Annotated in this window: 17 protein-coding genes; 6 read left to right on the top strand and 11 right to left on the bottom strand. The window is 65.7% G+C overall.

The annotated features are described in order from the left end of the window. Window positions 1-107: 107 nt before the first annotated feature. From araD1 to G342_RS0121055, 7 genes are all read right to left on the bottom strand, one after another. A complete protein-coding gene (araD1, locus tag G342_RS0121085) occupies window positions 108-1112 on the bottom strand; it encodes an AraD1 family protein (RefSeq protein WP_018185161.1) in 1005 nt (334 codons plus the stop codon). A gap of 77 nt (window positions 1113-1189) precedes the next feature. Continuing rightward, the gene (locus G342_RS24885; protein WP_018185160.1) at window positions 1190-1969 is read right to left on the bottom strand and encodes a FadR/GntR family transcriptional regulator; all 780 of its coding nucleotides are present in this window, start codon (window positions 1967-1969) and stop codon (window positions 1190-1192) included. 183 nt (window positions 1970-2152) lie between these two features. Continuing rightward, window positions 2153-2863, bottom strand: a complete 711-nt coding sequence (locus G342_RS0121075; protein WP_018185159.1) for a glutathione S-transferase N-terminal domain-containing protein — start codon at window positions 2861-2863, stop codon at window positions 2153-2155. Between the two features lie 173 nt (window positions 2864-3036). After that, complete coding sequence (locus G342_RS0121070) at window positions 3037-3243, bottom strand: hypothetical protein (protein ID WP_018185158.1); 207 nt, start codon at window positions 3241-3243, stop codon at window positions 3037-3039. A gap of 74 nt (window positions 3244-3317) precedes the next feature. Further along, window positions 3318-4799: an Asp-tRNA(Asn)/Glu-tRNA(Gln) amidotransferase subunit GatB gene (gene gatB / locus G342_RS0121065; protein WP_018185157.1), complete on the bottom strand. Its 1482-nt coding sequence runs from the start codon at window positions 4797-4799 to the stop codon at window positions 3318-3320. A gap of 121 nt (window positions 4800-4920) precedes the next feature. Beyond that, entirely contained in the window at window positions 4921-5430 is a 510-nt protein-coding gene (locus G342_RS0121060; protein ID WP_018185156.1) for a CreA family protein, read from the bottom strand. Between the two features lie 85 nt (window positions 5431-5515). After that, on the bottom strand, window positions 5516-6940 hold the full coding sequence (locus G342_RS0121055) for an MATE family efflux transporter (RefSeq protein WP_026304665.1): 1425 nt from the start codon (window positions 6938-6940) through the stop codon (window positions 5516-5518). A 301-nt stretch (window positions 6941-7241) separates the two neighbouring features. On the opposite strand from G342_RS0121055, the gene G342_RS0121050 reads away from it, so the two are divergent. Continuing rightward, window positions 7242-8300: a DUF2865 domain-containing protein gene (locus tag G342_RS0121050; RefSeq protein WP_198010849.1), complete on the top strand. Its 1059-nt coding sequence runs from the start codon at window positions 7242-7244 to the stop codon at window positions 8298-8300. A 191-nt stretch (window positions 8301-8491) separates the two neighbouring features. After that, window positions 8492-9730, top strand: coding sequence for an AGE family epimerase/isomerase (locus G342_RS0121045; protein WP_018185153.1), 1239 nt, complete (start codon window positions 8492-8494; stop codon window positions 9728-9730). 204 nt (window positions 9731-9934) lie between these two features. Here the strand turns inward: G342_RS0121045 and gltX are convergent, their stop codons facing one another. The 3 genes from gltX to G342_RS0121030 all read right to left on the bottom strand — a co-directional run bounded on the left by gltX (window position 9935) and on the right by G342_RS0121030 (window position 12953). After that, a complete protein-coding gene (gltX, locus tag G342_RS0121040) occupies window positions 9935-11308 on the bottom strand; it encodes a glutamate--tRNA ligase (protein WP_018185152.1) in 1374 nt (457 codons plus the stop codon). A gap of 61 nt (window positions 11309-11369) precedes the next feature. Next, entirely contained in the window at window positions 11370-12359 is a 990-nt protein-coding gene (locus G342_RS0121035) for a potassium channel beta subunit family protein (protein ID WP_018185151.1), read from the bottom strand. Between the two features lie 111 nt (window positions 12360-12470). Then, window positions 12471-12953 carry a VOC family protein gene (locus tag G342_RS0121030; RefSeq protein WP_018185150.1) on the bottom strand — a complete coding sequence of 161 codons (483 nt, stop codon included), beginning with the start codon at window positions 12951-12953 and terminating at the stop codon, window positions 12471-12473. A gap of 450 nt (window positions 12954-13403) precedes the next feature. Here G342_RS0121030 and G342_RS0121025 point away from each other — a divergent pair, with 450 nt between their 5' ends. The 4 genes from G342_RS0121025 to G342_RS0121010 all read left to right on the top strand — a co-directional run bounded on the left by G342_RS0121025 (window position 13404) and on the right by G342_RS0121010 (window position 17561). After that, window positions 13404-14822, top strand: a complete 1419-nt coding sequence (locus G342_RS0121025; RefSeq protein ID WP_018185149.1) for a circularly permuted type 2 ATP-grasp protein — start codon at window positions 13404-13406, stop codon at window positions 14820-14822. Window positions 14823-14960: 138 nt separating this feature from the next. Beyond that, on the top strand, window positions 14961-15902 hold the full coding sequence (locus tag G342_RS0121020) for an alpha-E domain-containing protein (protein ID WP_018185148.1): 942 nt from the start codon (window positions 14961-14963) through the stop codon (window positions 15900-15902). Between the two features lie 12 nt (window positions 15903-15914). Then, window positions 15915-16733 (top strand): transglutaminase family protein, encoded by an 819-nt coding sequence (locus tag G342_RS0121015; RefSeq protein WP_018185147.1) that lies wholly within the window; start codon window positions 15915-15917, stop codon window positions 16731-16733. A gap of 81 nt (window positions 16734-16814) precedes the next feature. Then, complete coding sequence (locus G342_RS0121010) at window positions 16815-17561, top strand: proteasome-type protease (protein WP_018185146.1); 747 nt, start codon at window positions 16815-16817, stop codon at window positions 17559-17561. Between the two features lie 56 nt (window positions 17562-17617). Here the strand turns inward: G342_RS0121010 and G342_RS0121005 are convergent, their stop codons facing one another. Next, on the bottom strand, window positions 17618-17890 hold the full coding sequence (locus G342_RS0121005) for an usg protein (RefSeq protein WP_198010848.1): 273 nt from the start codon (window positions 17888-17890) through the stop codon (window positions 17618-17620). Between the last annotated feature and the right edge of the window lie 245 nt (window positions 17891-18135).

Raw genomic sequence — 18135 nt, 5'->3', positions numbered from 1 at the left:
ACGTCGTGGAACGGATATGGCCCGGCCGGAGCCGGGATGGAGGGGGCAGGAACCGAGGTTCGGAAAGTTCCGTCCTTTTATCCCGCCAGCCCCCCGATGGCCAACCCTCAAAGCTGGGTGACGGTGACCTTCTCTTCCTTGGCGAAGGCGAGCGGGTTCGTGAGCGGCAGACCGAAAGTGTCCGACTGGATGTCGAACACGTCGCCGGCCTGCGTCTTGATTCCGAAGGCAACGCTCAGAGTCGCCGTGCCATAGGTGTGGACATGCACCTGGCCCGGACGACGGAAGAAGTCATACTTGAAGTGGTGATATTCGAGGTTTTCCAGCGTGTGCGACATGTTCGCCTCGCCCGAAAGGAACGGCTCGTCGAAGATGACCTTGCCGTCGCGGTAGATCTTCGAACGGCCGCGCACGTCGTCCGGCAGCGCACCGACGAGGAGTTCCGGGCCGACCGAGCACGGACGCAGCTTGGAATGGGCGAGATAGAGATAGTTCACCCGCTCCATGATGTGGTCGGAGAACTCGTTCGCCATGGCGAAGCCGATCCGGTAGGGCTGGCCATTGTCGCCGACGATGTAGATGCCGGCCACTTCCGGCTCCTCGCCGCCGTCCTGGGCGAAGGACGGCGCGGTCAGCGGCTGGCCCGGGCCGACGAGCAGCGCGCCGTCGCCCTTGTAGAACCACTCCGGCTGCACGCCCTGCTGGCCGACGGCCGGCTTGCCGTTCTCGAGGCCCATGCGGAACATCTTCATCGAGTCGGTGAGGACCTCGTCCTCGTCCGGCGTCTTGTGCATGGCGTCGCGGGCCGAGGCGGAGCCCAGATGGGTCAGGCCCGTGCCGGTGATCAGGAGATGCGCCGGATCCTCATGGTCGATCGGCGCCAAAACACGGCCGGAGGCCAGCAGGGCTGCGCGGTCGACTTCCTCGGTCGCGCCGGCCGAAGCCGCCTCGACGATCGCCTCGATGCCCGACTTGGCGGCGATCGCGGCCTGCGCGATGGCGTAGACGGTGGCGAAGCCCGGCACGATGTAGGACCGCTCGCCGGCGCCGTTCGGCACCGTGGCGACGACGGCGCGCTCACCGGCTTCGGTCTTGATCTGCATCAGTCTCATTGTTTCTCTCCTGTTGTGCCAGACGGCCGTCTGCGCAGGCGCCGCGGCCGATTTTCGTTGATGGAACGGTGGTGAAGCTAGCTGAGGCTGGTTTCGCCTTCGGCGTCGGCATTGCGGCCGACCCAGATAGAGTCGAAGACATTGCCCTTGGCGTTGCGCAGCAGCCGGCGCATGGCGAGGAACGCCTCGTCCGGATTGCGGTCGCGGATCGCTTCGAACACATCGCGATGCTGCAGCACCGCGTCGTCGCCCATCACCGTGCGCCAGCCGAGCGAAAAGCTGATGATCAGGCCGGATTCGATCAGGCCACCGACCGACCGAAGCATTGGGTTGTGCGACGCCTCAAGCACGGTCATGTGAAAGGCGAGATCGGCGCGGATCTGGTCGACGCTGCCACGATCGCGGTTCTTGATGCCGTCAAGCGCCTTGCCGAGCTTGTCGATCTCTTCCGCCGTCGCCCGTTCCGCCGCGCGCGAGGCCGCGGCCGGCTCGATGATCTCGCGCATCTCGAACAGGGAATGGATGAACTCGTCACTCGGCCGCTGGTCGATCTGCCAGTGCAGGACATCGGGATCGAGCATGTTCCAGTCGACGCGCGGCCGCACCTTGGTGCCGATCTTCGGGCGCGAGACGGTCAGCCCCTTGGCCGACAGCAGGCGGATGGCCTCGCGGACGGCGGTGCGGGAAACGCCGAACTCTTCCTGGACCATCGGCTCGGTCGGCAGCGTATCGCCGGGATTGTAGACACCGGACACGATGCGGCGGCCGAGCTCGGCGGCAACCTGATCCGACAGGCTGCCGGACCTGTCCCTGCCGGGGGCACGCAGTGTCCGCGTCTTATCCTGGGTACCGCGCATCCGCCAGGGGCCCCTTTCCGCAATCACGGGCGTCAAACGAAACGCGGCATCAGTGCAATACCGCCATGCCGTTATCATAGTATGTTTGCCCTGACGGGGCTACCACCCCGCCAGAGAACAACATCTTATCCGTTTCGCGGTGGGTCAACCGGCCAACTGGCGCGGAACCGTCCGTCCCGGGACTTATCGGGCGCGCTGATTGAAGAGAATCTTCTGCGCTTCCTTGTCGTCGGCGAGACTGACCGGGGCGACGGGAGCCTTGACCGCCATGCCGCGCGCGACGGCCGGACGCGCATTCATCCGATCGATCCAGCGCTTCACATGCGGGAAGTCCGACGTATCGAACTGCTGGGTCTCCCAGCCGGCGGCCCAGCCAAAGATCGCCATGTCGGCGATCGAATAGTCGCCGGCGACGAAATCGCGATCGGCGAGGCGCCGGTTGAGCACGCCATAGAGGCGATGCGTCTCGTCCTGATAGCGCTTGGTGGCGTAGGGAATGCGCTCGGGCGCATAGACGGAAAAGTGGTTGCGCTGGCCGAGCATCGGGCCGAAGCCGCCCATCTGCCACATCAGCCATTCCTCGACCTCGACGCGCGCCCGCTCGTCATCGGTCGGATAGAACCGGCCGAACTTGCGGGCGAGATAGAGCAGGATGGCGCCCGATTCGAACACCGAGATCGGCTTGCCGTCCGGGCCTTCCGGATCGACGATCGCCGGCATCTTGTTGTTCGGCGAGATCTTCAGGAAGTCCGGCTGGAACTGGTCGCCCTTGCCGATATTGACGAAGTGGAGGGAGTAGGGAACGCCGAGCTCCTCCAGCATGATGGTGATCTTCTTGCCGTTCGGGGTCGGCCAGTAGTGCAGCTCGATCGGCTGGGTCTGGTTCACGGACATGGAAAACCTTTGGCTTGGCTGGGGCTGGATCGGTCACCGATCGGCAAGCGATCGGTCATAGATTCATATTTGGGTTTCCCACGACGGCAAGGCAAGGCTTCCATAGCAAGCGTGAAGCTCCCGCGCCCCGGCAGCCGCGGCCGTTGACGCTGAATGCGGCCTCTATCGAGGCGTCATCGCCCCGGGTCGCGGATGTCGAGATGCTCGACCGTAAGCCTGCCGACCGACAGCTTGTCGATGCGGGCCTCCAGGATCCGCAGACGGCCGATCGCCATGGCGCCAAAGGCGATCGCGCCAATCGCGGCGGCGCCGATCGCGAGAGCCCCAAGCGCTGACGCACCGGTGGCGCTCGCCTGTGTCTTCCGCACAATCTTGGTCATGGTTGCCCTCACGACAGTTCGATGTCGGCGGCAACCATAGCGCGGAATGCAATCGGTTCGCAGGTTTCCCCGCCCTACTCCAGGCCGAGCTTCTTCTTTAGGATATCGTTGACGACCTGCGGATTGGCCTTGCCTCCCGACGCCTTCATGATCTGGCCGACGAACCAGCCTGCCAGCGTCGGCTTGGCCTTGGCCTGCTCGACCTTTTCCGGGTTGGCGGCGATGATGTCATCAACGACCTTCTCGATCGCGCCGGTATCGGTGACCTGCTTCAGGCCGCGCGCCTCGACGACGACCTTCGGGTCACCGCCCTCGTTCCAGACGATCTCGAACAGGTCCTTGGCGATCTTGCCGGAAATCGTGCCGTCACCGATCAGGTCGATGATGGCGCCGAGCTGCTCGGCCGAGACCGGGCTGGACGCGATGTCCTTGCCGTCCTTGTTCAGACGGGCGGCCAGTTCCTGCGTCACCCAGTTGGCCGCCGTCTTGGCATCGCGCCCGTTGGCGACGACCTCAAAATAGTCCGCCGTGTCGCGCTCGAGCACCAGCACGCTGGCGTCATAGGGCGAGAGGCCGAGATCGGCGATGAAGCGCGCCTTCTTGGCGTCGGGTAGCTCCGGCAGCAGCGCCTTCAGTCCGTCGACCCAGGCCTGCTCCAGTTCGAGCGGCAGCAGGTCGGGATCCGGGAAGTAGCGATAGTCATGCGCCTCTTCCTTCGAGCGCATCGACCGCGTCTCGCCCTTGTTGGCGTCGAACAGGCGGGTTTCCTGATGGATCGAACCGCCATCCTCCAGAATGCCGACCTGGCGGCGCGCCTCGTAGTCGACGGCCTGGCCGACGAAGCGGATCGAGTTGACGTTCTTGATCTCGCAGCGCGTGCCGAGCGGCTCGCCGGGACGGCGCACCGAGACGTTGACGTCGGCGCGCATCGAGCCTTCGTCCATGTTGCCGTCGCAGGTGCCGAGATAGCGCACGATCGTGCGCAGCTTGGTCAGATACGCCTTTGCCTCGTCGGCCGAACGCAGGTCCGGCTTCGAGACGATCTCCATCAGCGCGACGCCGGAACGGTTCAGGTCGACAAAGCTCATGGTCGGATGCTGGTCGTGCAGCGACTTGCCGGCATCCTGCTCCAGATGCAGGCGCTCGATGCCGACGGTGACGCTCTCGCCGCCGTCGAGATCAATGATGATCTCGCCCTCGCCGACGATCGGCTGCTTGAACTGCGAGATCTGGTAGCCCTGCGGCAGATCCGGATAGAAATAGTTCTTGCGGTCGAACACGCTGTAATTGTTGATCTGCGCGTTGAGGCCGAGGCCGGTGCGCACAGCCTGCGCCACGCATTCCTCGTTGATCACGGGCAGCATGCCGGGCATCGCCGCGTCGACGAGGCTGACATGGGAGTTCGGCGGTCCGCCGAATTCGGTCGAGGCGCCCGAGAACAGCTTCGACTTCGACAGGACCTGGGCATGCACCTCCAGGCCGATCACGATTTCCCAGTCCCCGGTCGCGCCTTTGATCAGCTTCTTGGGATCGGGCTGGCGGACGATGGCGTTCATGCGAAAAGAGCTCCGAATAGAATACTGATCATCCGGTTAGAGCCTCGCGCGGCTTCCGGCAAGTCGTGTCGGTCAGAACGATGCCTGCGCACCGCGGAAAACCGGCGGCACGCGGCGCCCCTTATCGCAGGAAATCACCGCATTTGGCCGCCGGCTGGTCGCCCCAGGGCATGATCGGCACGCTTGAGATGGAGTTCTTCGGGCTGCCGTCGACGAGCTTGTCCGAATAGACGAGATAGACGAGCACGTTGCGCTTCGCGTCGCAGCCGCGCGAGATCCGCATCTTCTTGAACCAGATCGAGCGGCGCTGATTGAACATCTCCTCGCCCTGGCCAATCTTGCCCTTGAAGGAGATCGGGCCGACCTGCCGGCAGGCGAGCGAGACGTCCGAGGTCTCCTCGGCCACGCCGAACATGCCGGCGACACCGCCGCGCTCGGCCGCGGCGAAATAGCAGGCAACGCCCTCGACGTCCGGATCATCGACGGCATAGGTCGCGATCTTGTCGTTCGGCGTCACCCATTTGAAGGTCGTCGATTCCTTGAAGATCAGATCGGGATCGGCGGCCATCGCCGGCGCCTCAGCCCCGGCAAGGGTGACGACGGCGGTCAGGGCAGCGAGGGCAAGGCGCATGGCGTTCTCCGTTGCGAAACTGTGCCCAATATAGGAATGCCGGGCGCCGCCGCGAGACCCGCCGCGGCCGAAAATGGCGCCAGGCTCAGGGCGCCACGATCGGCTCGGTGCCGCCGCGCACCAGACCGAGGCGCTCGCGACGCAGCCAGCGCGTGATCAGCATCGCCGAAACGGCGGCGAGACCGGTCGCCAGGCCGATCCAGATGCCGATGCCGCCAAGCCCGAACCAGAAGCCGAGCAGGACGCTGAGCGTGAGGCCGACACCCCAGAAGCCGAGTGCCGCATAGATCATCGGCACCCGGGCGTCGTGCAGGCCGCGCAGCATGCCGCCGGCGATCGCCTGGGCGCCGTCAAACACCTGGAACAGGGCGGCGATGCCGAGGAAGGACACGGCCAGCGCGATCACCTCGGCATTGTTCGGATCGGCCCGGTCGAGGAACACCCCGATCAGCACGTTCGGAATGGCGAACATCATCAGCGCCGTGCAGGCCATGAAGCCGACGCCGAGGATGAACGGGGTCCAGCCGGCGCGGCGGATCGCATCGGGATCGCCGGCGCCATAGGCGATGCCGACCCGGACGGTGACGGCCTGCGAGAAGCCAAGCGGCACCATGAAGCAGAGCGAGGCGACCTGGATGGCGATGGCGTGCGCCGCCACGGCGGAAGCGCCGATCAGCCCCATCAGGAATACCGCCGCGTTGAACACCGTGACCTCGAGACCGATGGCGATGCCCATTGGCAGGCCGAGACGCCAGAGCGCGCGGAAGCGGGCCCAGTCGGGACGCCAGAAGCGGCCGAAGACGTGATAGCGGCGAAACTGGCGGTCGAACAGACAGACCAGCGCCATGCCGATGAACATCAGCATCGCCGACAGCGTGCTGCCAATGCCGGCGCCGAACATACCGAGCTTCGGCAGGCCGAAATGGCCGAACACCAGCGCCCAGACGATCAGAGCGTTGAAGATGACACCAGCGATGCCGACCACGAGCGACCAGGCCGGCCGCTCCAGCGCGGCGATGAACGAACGCAGCACGATGTACCAGAGGAACGGCAGCATCGCCCATTGCAGGCCGCGCATATTCTCGGCCGCGAGCCGCGCCAACTCGGGCTCCTGCCCGAGCCACAACAGGATTTCCTCGGTATGCCAGAGCACGATCCAAAACGGGATGACGAGGGCGACCGACGCCCAGAGGCCCTGCCGCACCGTGCGCCGCACTTCCCGCACCGCATGACGATTGCGGCCGCGCTCGCGCGCCACCATCGGTGCCACCGCCGACACCAGGCCAATACCGAAGATCAGCAGCGCGAAATAGAGATTGGTCGCCAGCGCGCCCGCTGCCAGATAGGCCGCGCCGACCCAGCCCAGGATGACGACATCCGTGGCGGTGATGACGGTCTGCGCCAGATTGGTGAGAATCAGCGGTACAGACAGCTGGATCGTGGCCCGGATCTCGGTCCACCAGGGCCCGGCCGGATCCTTCGCGGCCAGGGAAACGTCGCGCGCGGTCATGATGCAAAGGCTCTTTTCATGCAGGGAGCGGACCACGGCCCGCAGTTCCAGCGCGCCACCTAGTCACAAGATGCCGGCGTTTGCCATCCAAAGATCGGGCTATCAGGCATCCTTACGGTGCTTTCCGGCAACGCCGGCGCCGATTCACGCCCGATCGGCGCGCGGCATGGATGACCCTGCCGGCCATCCATGCTATTTCGATTTGCCCTTTCTGGGCATGGGCGGACGAATTGATGGCAGCGCGGTAAGGGCCGCTTCAATGGGTATCGAAAGAGTGTTCTCGCGTATCGTAATGGCTGCGATGATCCTTGCCGCGGGCGTCGGCGTCGCGGAAGCGGCGTCGAGCGTGTGCGTCCGGCTCGAGCGTCAGCTCGCCTCGCTGCAGCGTGGCCAGAACGCCGCCGCCGGCCAGCAGGCCAATCTCAACCGCTACCGGGCCGATCTCAATGCCGCCAATGGCGAAGCACGCCGCGCCGGCTGCAAGGGCGGCTTCTTCCGCTCCGCCAATCCCGGCCCGGAATGCGCCGGCATCAACAAGCGCATCAGCGCGATCCAGGGCCGCATCAGCAAGGCGGAACAAGGAAGCCGGGCTGCAGACCCCGCCACCTCCGGCCGCCAGCGCACCGATATCCTGCGCCAGCTCGGCCAGAACGATTGCGGCCCGCAATACGCCAATTACGTCAATGCCGGCCAACGCCCGCGCAACTTCTTCGAACGGCTCTTCAACCCCGACAACCGCGTCTACGACCAGCAGCAGGACGTGGCGCGGATCCCGGCGCGCGAACCGAGCACGCGCTCCGAGACCAGCTCGAACGAGCGCGGCTTCGGCGGCGGCAATTACCGCACCCTCTGCGTCCGCACCTGCGACGGCTATTATTTCCCGATCAGCTTCGCGACACGCCGCTCCAATTTCGCCGCCGACGAGGCGACCTGCCGGCAGATGTGCCCGAGCGCCGATGTCGCGCTCTACGCCCATCGCAATCCCGGCCAGAACAGCACCGATGCCCGCTCGACCGTCGACGAGACACCCTATAGCGCGCTGTCGACCGCGTTCTCCTATCGCACCAGCTTCAATTCGAGCTGCACCTGCGGCAGCCCGACATCGCTGCAGGCCCTGAACGGCGGCTATGATCCCGCGAGCCTCGCCAAGACGCCGGCCGCCGAGGCCATGCCGCCGATCCCGGGATCGGCGCCCTTCCTCGGCGAGGACCCGGAAACGCTCGCCAACCGCGCCGGCAATCTCTCGCCGGACGATCTCGGCACCGCCAGCATCGAAACGCCCGTAGCCGGGCTTTCGGGCGCGCCGCGGACGGCGGGCGTGACGCGCCGCGTCGGTCCCTCCTACTTCTACGCCCAATAGCGATCCGCGGGCCGCCGCCGCGGTGGACGGCCCGATCGACTCAGTGTTCAACTAGCCGCCGCCGGCCGGGCACGCTTGGCCGGGCCGTCGCCTGTGCGCAAACGCCGGCGCGGCGACACGCCATGAACGAGCCCATCCGACACTGCCGGGAGGCGGACGCTGCGCGATGGGCCTTACGGGAGCAGGACGCCATGACATCGACCGCCACCCCGCCCTGGCTCGGGCTGAGGTCTCACTGCGACTGGCTGGACGATCAGTTCCGCCGCCTCGTCCATTTCATGAACGGCGCCCGGCTTGATGCTGGCGGCTTCGGCTATCTGCTCGAGGACGGCACCAGCGACCTGACCCGTCCGCGCGAGCTCTATCTCACCTGCCGCAAGACCCATGTCGCAGCGCTCGCACAGCTGCGCGGCATTCCCGGCGCTGGCCCGCTCGTCGACCACGGCATCACGGCGCTGCTCGGCATCTTCCACGACAAGGCGAATGACGGCTGGTACTCGGCGCTGAGCCCGACCGGCGGCCCGCTCCCGGGCCGCAAGGAGGCCTATGCCCATGCCTTCGTGCTGCTCGCCGGCTCGTCGGCGACCGAGGCGGGTCGTCCGGGTGGCCGCGAACTGTTCGAGCGCGCCCAGGCGGTGTTCCTGAAGCATTTCTGGGACGCGGAAGCCGGCATGTCGCGCGAGTCCTTCGCGGACGATTTCTCGGATTCGGAAAACTATCGCGGCGCCAATTCCAACATGCACCTGGTCGAGGCCTGCCTCGCCGCCGGCGACACCTCGGGCGATCCGGCCTGGTATGACCGCGCGCTGTCGATGGCGGACCGGCTGATCAACGGCGCCGCGCGCCGGCACAACTGGTTCCTGCCCGAGCATTTCGACACGGCCTGGCAGCCGACACCGGAATACAATACCGACGACCGCGCCCATCCGTTCCGGCCCTATGGCTCGACGGTCGGCCACTGGCTCGAATGGTCGCGCCTGCTGATCCATGTCGAAGCATCGCTCGAGACGCCGCCCGCCTGGCTGCGCGAAGCCTCGATCGCCCTCTTCAACCACGCCATCACCTATGGCTGGGCTGTCGATGGCCATGACGGCTTCGTCTACACGACGGATTTCGACGGCAAGGTCGTCACCGACGTCCGCATGCACTGGGCGCTCTGCGAAGGCATCGCCGCTGCCGCCCTGCTCGGCGCGGTGACCGACGATCCGGCCTACGAGCATTGGTACCGCAAGCTCTGGGACCATGCCGCCGTGCACTTCGTCGAAGCGGAACGCGGCACCTGGCGGCACCAGCTCGCCGCCGACCTCTCCGAGGCCGGCACCGTCTGGCCGGGCCGCCCCGACGTCTATCACGTCGTCAACGCGCTGCTGCTGCCGCAGCTTCCGGCAACACCCAGCGCCGCTCCGGCCCTGGCTCGCGGCTTCCTGTAGAGGGAGCCCCGCGGCTCGTGCCTCAGAGATGAGAGGCAGAGCGTGTCGCCCCGGCGGAGGCCGGGGCCCATAAGCGCCGGCGCGGCAAGCCGTGACACGGCTTTCTGGCCATACGGCAGTGTGTCTGGATCCCGGCCTCCGCCGGGATGACGGCGGCGCTTAGCCAGCGTTGTGCGAAGGCCCCTCAGGGGGAGGTAGAGGGCCTCAGTCCGCCGGCGCTGTCACGGCGTCAAGCCGGGCAACGGTCCGGTCGCGACCGATCAGGGGCAGCAGCGCCGCCAGTTCCGGACCATGGTCGAGGCCGGTCAGCATCTGGCGCAGCGGCATGAACAGCGCCCTGCCCTTGCGCCCGGTCGCCGCCTTCAGCGCATCGGTCCAGGCCTTCCAGCTCTGCCCATCGAACGTCCCCTCCGGCAGCGCGGCCCGCGCCGCGGCGAAGAAGGCGACCTCGTCGGCATCGGCGGCGACATGGGCGTCGACCGGTCCGGTCACGACGCGCCACCAATCGCTCGCCTCCTGCAGACGGACCAGATTGCCGCGCACGGCATTCCAGAAATCCTCGCCGCCAGCGACGCCGAGCGCCGAAAGCCGGTCGGCCACTTCGGCATAGGGCTTGGCGTGCAGCAGCTTGGCGTTGAGGCCGTCGAGATCGGCGGGATCGAACTTCGCCGGCGCCTTCGACACCATGGAGAGATCGACGATGCCGGCCAGCGTCGCGAGATCGGCGACGGGCTCGACGGAATGGGAAGTGCCGATCAGCACGGCCAGCGAATTGACCGCCATCGGCTCGTAGCCGGCGTCACGCAGCGAGCCGAGCGACAGCGCGCCGGTCCGCTTCGAGAGCCCCTCGCCCGTCGACGTCGTCAGCGTGTTGTGATGGCCGAACACCGGCGCCGGCGCGCCGAGCGCCTCGAACAGCTGCAGCTGCACGCCGGTATTGGTGACATGGTCGTCACCGCGGATGATGTGCGTCACCCCCATGTCGGCGTCGTCGACGACCGAGGGCAGTGTGTAGAGATAGGTGCCGTCCTCGCGGATCAGCACGGGATCGGAGAGCGAGCCGATGTCGACCGTCTGCGGCCCGCGCACCAGATCTTCCCAGGTGACGTGGCCGACGCTCTCGTCGAGCTTGAAGCGCCAATGCGGCCGGCGGCCCTCGGCCTCCAGCTTCGCCCGGTCCTCGTCGCTCAGCTTCAGCGCGGCGCGGTCATAGACGGGCGGCAGGCCGCGCGCATGCTGGCGCTTGCGCTTGCGGTCCAGCTCGTCGGCCGTCTCGTAGCAGGCATAGAGGCGACCGGCCTGCTTCAGCCGCGCCACGGCGGCATCATAGGAATCGGTGCGCAGCGACTGCCGCTCGAAGCGGTGCGGCTCAATGCCGAGCCAGGCGAGATCGCGCTGTATCGCCTCGGCATATTCCTCTTTCGACCGCTCGCGATCGGTGTCATCCAGCCGCAGGATGAATTGCCCGCCGGCCTTCAGCGCGAACAGCCAGTTGAGCAAGGCGGGGCGCGCATTGCCGATGTGAAGATAGCCGGTTGGCGACGGGGCGAAGCGGACGGTGACGGATGGGCTGGTCATGCGAACGCTTTAGCGTGCGCCGCCGGGCCGTGCAATCGGTCCGGCGGCGCACTTTGGAAGACTAGTAGCGCTGCGGCGCCGCCGGCTTGTTGCCGAGGATCGCGTCGATCTTCGCGAGCACGTCTGCGGTCAGCTTGTCGCGGCTTTCGAGGGCCGAGAGATTGTCCTCGAGCTGCGCCTTCTTCGAGGCGCCGAGAATGACGGTGGAGACGTTCGGATTGGCGAGGCACCAGAGCAGCGCCATGTGATGGATCGGCATGCCGATCTCCTCGGCGACCGCCGCCAGCTTCTCGACCTGGGCGATGCGCTCGCGGCCCTTCTCGCTCTGCCAGAGTTCCTTCAGCCATTCATAGCCCGGCAGGTCGAGACGGCTGCCGGCCGGGATGCCCTTGTTGTACTTGCCCGTCAGGATGCCGGAAGCGAGCGGCGACCAGATCGTCGTGCCGAGGCCCATCAGATCGTAAAGCGGGCGATAGTCGCCCTCGACCTTGTCGCGCTCGAACAGATTGTACTGCGGCTGCTCCATGGTCGGCGGCGTGATCCGGAGATCCCTAGCGACGGCCCAGGCCTCGGTCAGCTGCTGCGCCGACCATTCCGACGTGCCCCAGTAGAGCACCTTGCCCTGCTGGACGAGGTCGTGCATGGCGCGCACCGTCTCCTCGATCGGCGTGTCGATGTCGGGTCGATGGCAAAAATAGAGATCAAGATACTCGACCTGCAGGCGCTTCAGCGCTGCGTGGCAGGCATCGGTGACGTGCTTGCGCGACAGACCGCGCTGGGTCGGCTTGTCACCTCCCCAGAACACCTTGCTGGAGACGACGTAGCTGTCGCGGCTCCAGTTAAGCTTGGCAAGCGCCTCGCCCATCAATGCCTCGGAAACGCCGGCCTCGTAGCCTTCGGCATTGTCGAAGAAATTGATGCCGCGCTCATAGGCGAGCGCCATGATGTCGAGCGCGTCGCGCTGATCGACCTGCTTGCCGAACGTCACCCAGGAGCCGAGCGAAAACTCGCTGACCTGAAGACCCGATTTTCCCAGCCGACGATACTGCATCACTTCTTCCGATCATTCCTGGACGTTTCCTCGGCGCAGACGCCGTGCGCGGCAAGCTAGGGCAGATCCCTCGCGCGCGCCACAGCCATCCCCTAGTTTGCTTGCTGTCCCTCAGGCCAGTTCGCCTTCGAAGGCGCGCCGCAGGGCGCCGATGTCGATCTTGGTCATGCCGAGAAAGGCCTCCATCACGCGCTGCGCCTTCTGCGTGTCGGCATCGGTCAGCATCGTCACGAGGCCGTTGGGCACGATCTGCCAGGAGATACCGAACTTGTCCTTGAGCCAGCCGCAGCGATTGGTGCTGCCACCGCCCTCCGACAGCCGCTCCCACAATTCGTCGATCTCCTCCTGGTCCTCGCAGCGGATGACGAACGAAATCGCCTCGCTGAACTTGAACTCGGGGCCACCGTTCAGCGCGGTGAACTCGACCCCTTCGAGCTCGAACGAGGCGGTCATGATGGTTCCCTTGGGACCGGGACCGGCATCGCCATACCGGCTGACCTTTCCGACCTTCGCGTTCTTGAAGGTCGAAACGTAGAAGATGATTGCTTCCTCAACCTGATTGTCGAACCACAGGAACGGGATGATTTTCTGCATGGCCATTTCCTCTAGAGCGAGTTCCGGCGCGTGGCTCCGCGATCAGCGCGCCGCCCAGGCGGTCGCAAAGCGCCCCCCATCCGGCCTCGGACCGGCTTCCAGCTTGTGCGGTTGCGCCAACATCGCGGACGGCAAAACGCGTCCGTCATGTGATCTTGGAAACGCATGGGAACGGCATTGCGTTCCCTCCCCGCGGGGCTTGCGAAACGATGCGCTTCTCTCGATCGGCGGCGAGCCCGGATGTCCATTTTTCGGGCAATTGCCGCCTCTTGCGCCGCTTTGGAACCGTTCTTCCGAATTCGGCCGATTGCCACTAGCCAAGATTGCCCGGCTCATATGCAATGGTCCCCGCACTCCCGCTCTGCAGGCGTGTCGGCCGCCGGGGGGGAAGTCCGGTTGGCACGGGGCTTGCGGGTCGGAGGGAGGAAAACAAAAGGGGATAGCGCGCCTATGGTCGTTGCCTTCGACGAAATGAGCGCGAGCAGCGAAAGCTGCCGGCCAGGCTACGAAATCCTCAAGCGCTGGCTGGACTCGACTCCGCCGGATCTCTTATCCACCCGGCGCGCCGAGGCCGAGCTGCTCTTCCGCCGCATCGGCATCACCTTCGCGGTCTATGGCGACAATGACGGCGAAGAACGGATCATCCCGTTCGACATCATCCCGCGCATCATCACCGCGCCGGAATGGACCAAGCTCTCGAAAGGCCTGGAACAGCGGGTCAAGGCGCTCAACGCCTTCCTGACTGACATCTATTCCAAGGGCGACATCCTGCGCGCCGGCATCGTGCCGCAGGACCTGATCTACCAGAACCCCTACTACCGGCCGGAGATGGCCGGCCTGAAGCTCGCGCACGACATCTATGTGATGATCGCCGGCATCGACATCGTCCGCGTCGATCCCGACACCTTCTACGTGCTGGAGGACAATGCCCGCACGCCTTCCGGCGTCTCCTACATGCTGGAGAACCGGGAAGTGATGATGAAGCTGTTCCCGGACCTGTTCGCCGAACATCGCATCGCGCCGGTCGAGAACTACCCGGACGCGCTGCTGGCAACACTGAAATCGGTGGCGCCGCTCTCGGCGCCGGGCGATCCGACGGTGGCGCTTTTGACGCCGGGGCCGTTCAACTCCGCCTTCTATGAGCACTCCTTCCTCGCCGACAAGCTCGGCATCGAGCTGGTCGAGGGCCGCGACCTGCTGGTGCGCGACAATGTCGTCTACATGCGCACGACAGAGGGGCCGAAGCGCGTCGACGTGCTCTATCGCCGCCTCGACGACGACTTCCTCGATCCGCTCACCTTCCGGCCGGATTCGATCCTCGGCGTGCCCGGGCTGATGAACGCCTACCGCGCCGGCAACATCACGCTCTCCAACGCCGTCGGCACCGGCGTCGCCGACGACAAGGCGGTCTATTCCTACATGCCGGAGATCGTCCGCTTCTATCTCGGCGAGGAGCCGATCCTGAAGAACGTGCCGACCTGGCGCTGCCGCGAGCCCGACGCACTCAAATACGTGCTCGACAATCTCGATACGCTGGTGGTCAAGGAAGTCGCCGGATCCGGCGGCTACGGCATGCTGATCGGCCCCGCCTCCGACCGCAAGACACGGGAGGAGTTCGGCGCCAAGCTCCGCGCCAATCCCGACGATTTCATCGCCCAGCCTACGTTGGCGCTGTCGACCTCGCCGACCTTCGTCGACGCCGGCATCGCCCCGCGCCATGTCGACCTGCGGCCTTTCGTGCTTTCCGGCCGCGACAAGGTCCGCATCGTGCCCGGCGGGCTGACCCGGGTGGCGCTCAAGGAAGGATCGCTGGTGGTCAATTCGAGCCAGGGCGGCGGCACCAAGGATACATGGGTGCTCGATGCCTGATCCCCTCGCTTCAGCGCTCTCCGCCCTGCGGGAGAGCGGGCGCCTTTCTCCCATGTCGATGCAGCCTTGCCGCCCATGTCCCTCGCCCGCTTGCGGAAAAGGGCCCGGCGCAGGATCTGATTTCCGGAGTTCCGTTCCGTGCTGAGCCGTACCGCCGACAATCTTTTCTGGCTGGCCCGCTATGTCGAGCGCGCCGAGAACACCGCCCGCATCATCGACGCCGCCAACCGCCTTGCCGCCATGCCGATCGCCTATGCCGGCGGCTCCAACGAATGGGAATCGGCGGTCGCCGCTACCGGGGCCCTCGGCCTGTTCAAGTCGCTGAACCGCGAGCCGACGGCCGAGAACATCATCGACTTCCTCGCCTTTTCACCCGAGAACCCGTCCTCCATCCGCTCCTGCCTGGAGCGGGCCCGCGTCAACGCCCGCTCGGTGCGGACCGCGTTGACCTCGGAGATGTGGGACGCGATCAACGGCGCCTGGCTCGGCCTGCGCCAGTTCGACGGCGCCTCGCGCGACCGCATGAGGCTCAACGAGTTTCTCGTCTATGTGAAGGAAGCCTCGCTGCGCTTCGACGGCTCGGCCTATCGGACGATGATCCGCAACGACGTCTATTTCTTCTCGAGCCTCGGCTCCTTCATCGAGCGGGCCGACAACACAGCGCGCATCCTCGACGTGAAGTATCACCTGCTGCTGCCGGCGCAGGAGAGCGTCGGCGGCGGCCTCGACTATTTCCAATGGTCGTCGATCCTGCGCTCGGTCTCGGCCAACACCGCCTATCACTGGGTCTATCGCGAGAGCCTGAAGCCTTGGCTGGTCGCCGACCTGCTGGTGCTGAACGACCAGCTGCCGCGCTCGCTCGCCTCCTGCTACGACAATATCTGCGCCTTCCTGGACGAGCTGTCGCTTGCCTATGGCCGGCAGGGCCCGGCGCAGCGTGTCGCCCGCTCGACCCGCAACCGGCTGCAGAACGCCACCATCGACGACGTGTTCGCCGACGGCCTGCACGAGTTCCTGACCGAGTTCATCGGCGAGAATGCCCGCCTCGGACAGGCGATCACCGATCAGTACCTCGCCTGACGGAACCGTTTCATGCGCCTCAAAATCGTTCACGAGACGGCCTATCGCTTCGACCCTCCGGCAACCGGGGCGATCCAGACCCTGCGGTTGACGCCGCGCGGCCATGACGGCCAGTTCGTCGTCAACTGGCGGATCGAGGTCGATCATGATTGCCGGCTTGATCCGGCCACCGATCCGTTCGGCAATGTCGTCCATTCCTTCACCACCGAGGGTCGGCTCGACGGGCTGGTCATCACCGCGCTCGGCGATGTCGAGACACACGACATGGCCGGCATGGTGCGCGGCCAGACCGAGCGCTTTCCCGTCGGCGTTTTCCTGCGGGTGACGCCGTCGACGACGCCGGACGCCGACATCCGCGCCTTCGCCGACGAGATCGCCGCTTCGGCGCCGGCCGACCGGCTGTCGCGGCTGCACGCGTTGATGGGCAGCCTGCATGAGCGGATCCTGCCGGGCGGCGATGGCAAGGACGACAGCGCCAAGGCCACCTTCGCTTCCGGACGAGGCGACGCCCGGGCGGTCTCGCATGTGATGATCGCCGCCGCGCGCCATCTCGGCATTCCGGCTCGCTTCGCCAGCGGCTACCTGTTTCGTCCCGACACGGAAACGCCGGCGACGGCCGAACACGGCTGGGCGGAAGCCCATGTCGACGGCGTCGGCTGGATCGGCTTCGACGCGGCGATGAACCTCTGCCCGACGGATACTCATGTCCGGCTGGCGATCGGCCTCGACGCCATCGGCGCTGCCCCCGTGCGCGGCACCGCCTATGGCGACGGCGTCCGTTCGCCGGCGATTTCGATCAGCGTATCAGAAGCCCGTGCGTCGAAACGATAGGGAGCGTCGGTGGAATTTTCACTTGCGCCTCAATCTCAGTCCCCTAAAACTCCGGCCGGGGCGGGGCAGGACGAAGAGTTTATGACCTATTGCGTTGGAATTCTGGTGCGCGACGGGTTGGTCATGCTGGCCGACACCCGCACCAATGCCGGACTCGACAACATCGCGACGTTCCGGAAGCTGCACCTCTACCAGACCGAGGGCGAGCGCGTGATCGCGATCGCCACGGCGGGCAACCTTGCCGTCAGCCAATCGGTGCTGAACGTGTTGACCGAAGGTCTCGAGAACCCGGAAACCGGCAAGATCGAGACGATCCACACCATCCCCTCGATGTTCAAGGTCGCGCAGTTCGTCGGCCGCGCCATCCGCGAGGTCTACCGCATCCACGGCAAATCGATGGAGCAGCAGGCGGCGAGCTTCGACGTGACCATGCTGCTCGGCGGCCAGGTCAAGGGCGGGCGCCTGCGCCTGTTCATGATCTATTCGGCCGGCAACTTCATCGAGGCGACGCCCGACACGCCCTATCTGCAGATCGGCGAGCACAAATACGGCAAGCCGATCCTCGATCGCGCCGTGACCGGCGAAACCGACGCCTCCGAGGCGCTGAAGCTCGGCCTGATCTCGATGGATTCGACGCTGCGCTCCAATCTCGGCGTCGGCATGCCGATCGATATCGCCGTCATCCGGCGCGACGAGCTCAAGATCGGGATCTCGCATCGCATCGACGAGAGCGACACGTATTTCTCCCATATGAGGACCCACTGGTCGGAGGCGCTGCGCGCCGCCCACCAGGCGATCCCTGCACCGCCCTACGGCCACGACGTTTGACGCGCATCGTTTCGCCAGCCGCACGCCTGCGGCTGGCGACGCCCCAACACCTGTCGTCAGTGATAGGCGAATTGGGCCGCAGCGATCCGGCATTCTGCCGGACCGATCAGACGCTTGTGCGCCACCCTGACCGAATGCAACTTGCCGTCGATCTCGCGCCTCCAGAACGCGAGAAACTGATTGAGCTCCGGGAAATCCGGCGCGAGGTCGTATTCCTGCCAGATGAAGGTCTGCAGGAAGAACGGGTGATCGGGAAGGCGATACAGGATATGGGCGGTGGTCAGGCCATAGCCTGAAAGCTGACGCAGCAGGGGTGACGACATAGGCACCTCATCCAGCGATCGAACGTCCCACAGAAGGACCTCACCATGGTCTCAAAACAGTCGTCGATTTTCAATCGAGATCTTGGCGATTATCTATACATATCAGTATTTTAGCAGCATTGGCGCAACAGTGCTGCCAAGCCGGAAATTGCGGCCGGGCCGCTTCACCCGAGTGCGGTTTGACGGACAGTCTCACGCGCCCATTTCCGCGCGGCTTGACAGCGGCGCCCGCGCGGGCATACACTTAACCA

Source organism: Kaistia granuli DSM 23481 (assembly GCF_000380505.1).
Lineage (GTDB): Bacteria > Pseudomonadota > Alphaproteobacteria > Rhizobiales > Kaistiaceae > Kaistia > Kaistia granuli.
The sequence above is the reverse complement of the archived record's forward strand: the minus strand, read 5'-3'. Positions and strand labels throughout refer to the sequence as shown.

What these genes read in the sequence shown, in the direction of transcription:
- G342_RS0121010 (WP_018185146.1), top strand. Translation starts at nt 16,815, where the DNA reads ATGACCTATTGCGTTGGAATTCTGGTGCGCGACGGGTTGGTCATGCTG.
- gltX (WP_018185152.1), bottom strand. Translation starts at nt 11,308, where the DNA reads ATGACCAGCCCATCCGTCACCGTCCGCTTCGCCCCGTCGCCAACCGGC.
- G342_RS0121060 (WP_018185156.1), bottom strand. Translation starts at nt 5,430, where the DNA reads ATGCGCCTTGCCCTCGCTGCCCTGACCGCCGTCGTCACCCTTGCCGGG.
- G342_RS0121055 (WP_026304665.1), bottom strand. Translation starts at nt 6,940, where the DNA reads ATGACCGCGCGCGACGTTTCCCTGGCCGCGAAGGATCCGGCCGGGCCC.
- G342_RS24885 (WP_018185160.1), bottom strand. Translation starts at nt 1,969, where the DNA reads ATGCGCGGTACCCAGGATAAGACGCGGACACTGCGTGCCCCCGGCAGG.
- araD1 (WP_018185161.1), bottom strand. Translation starts at nt 1,112, where the DNA reads ATGAGACTGATGCAGATCAAGACCGAAGCCGGTGAGCGCGCCGTCGTC.
- G342_RS0121075 (WP_018185159.1), bottom strand. Translation starts at nt 2,863, where the DNA reads ATGTCCGTGAACCAGACCCAGCCGATCGAGCTGCACTACTGGCCGACC.
- G342_RS0121025 (WP_018185149.1), top strand. Translation starts at nt 13,404, where the DNA reads ATGGTCGTTGCCTTCGACGAAATGAGCGCGAGCAGCGAAAGCTGCCGG.
- G342_RS0121050 (WP_198010849.1), top strand. Translation starts at nt 7,242, where the DNA reads ATGATCCTTGCCGCGGGCGTCGGCGTCGCGGAAGCGGCGTCGAGCGTG.
- G342_RS0121015 (WP_018185147.1), top strand. Translation starts at nt 15,915, where the DNA reads ATGCGCCTCAAAATCGTTCACGAGACGGCCTATCGCTTCGACCCTCCG.
- G342_RS0121030 (WP_018185150.1), bottom strand. Translation starts at nt 12,953, where the DNA reads ATGCAGAAAATCATCCCGTTCCTGTGGTTCGACAATCAGGTTGAGGAA.
- gatB (WP_018185157.1), bottom strand. Translation starts at nt 4,799, where the DNA reads ATGAACGCCATCGTCCGCCAGCCCGATCCCAAGAAGCTGATCAAAGGC.
- G342_RS0121035 (WP_018185151.1), bottom strand. Translation starts at nt 12,359, where the DNA reads ATGCAGTATCGTCGGCTGGGAAAATCGGGTCTTCAGGTCAGCGAGTTT.
- G342_RS0121070 (WP_018185158.1), bottom strand. Translation starts at nt 3,243, where the DNA reads ATGACCAAGATTGTGCGGAAGACACAGGCGAGCGCCACCGGTGCGTCA.
- G342_RS0121045 (WP_018185153.1), top strand. Translation starts at nt 8,492, where the DNA reads ATGACATCGACCGCCACCCCGCCCTGGCTCGGGCTGAGGTCTCACTGC.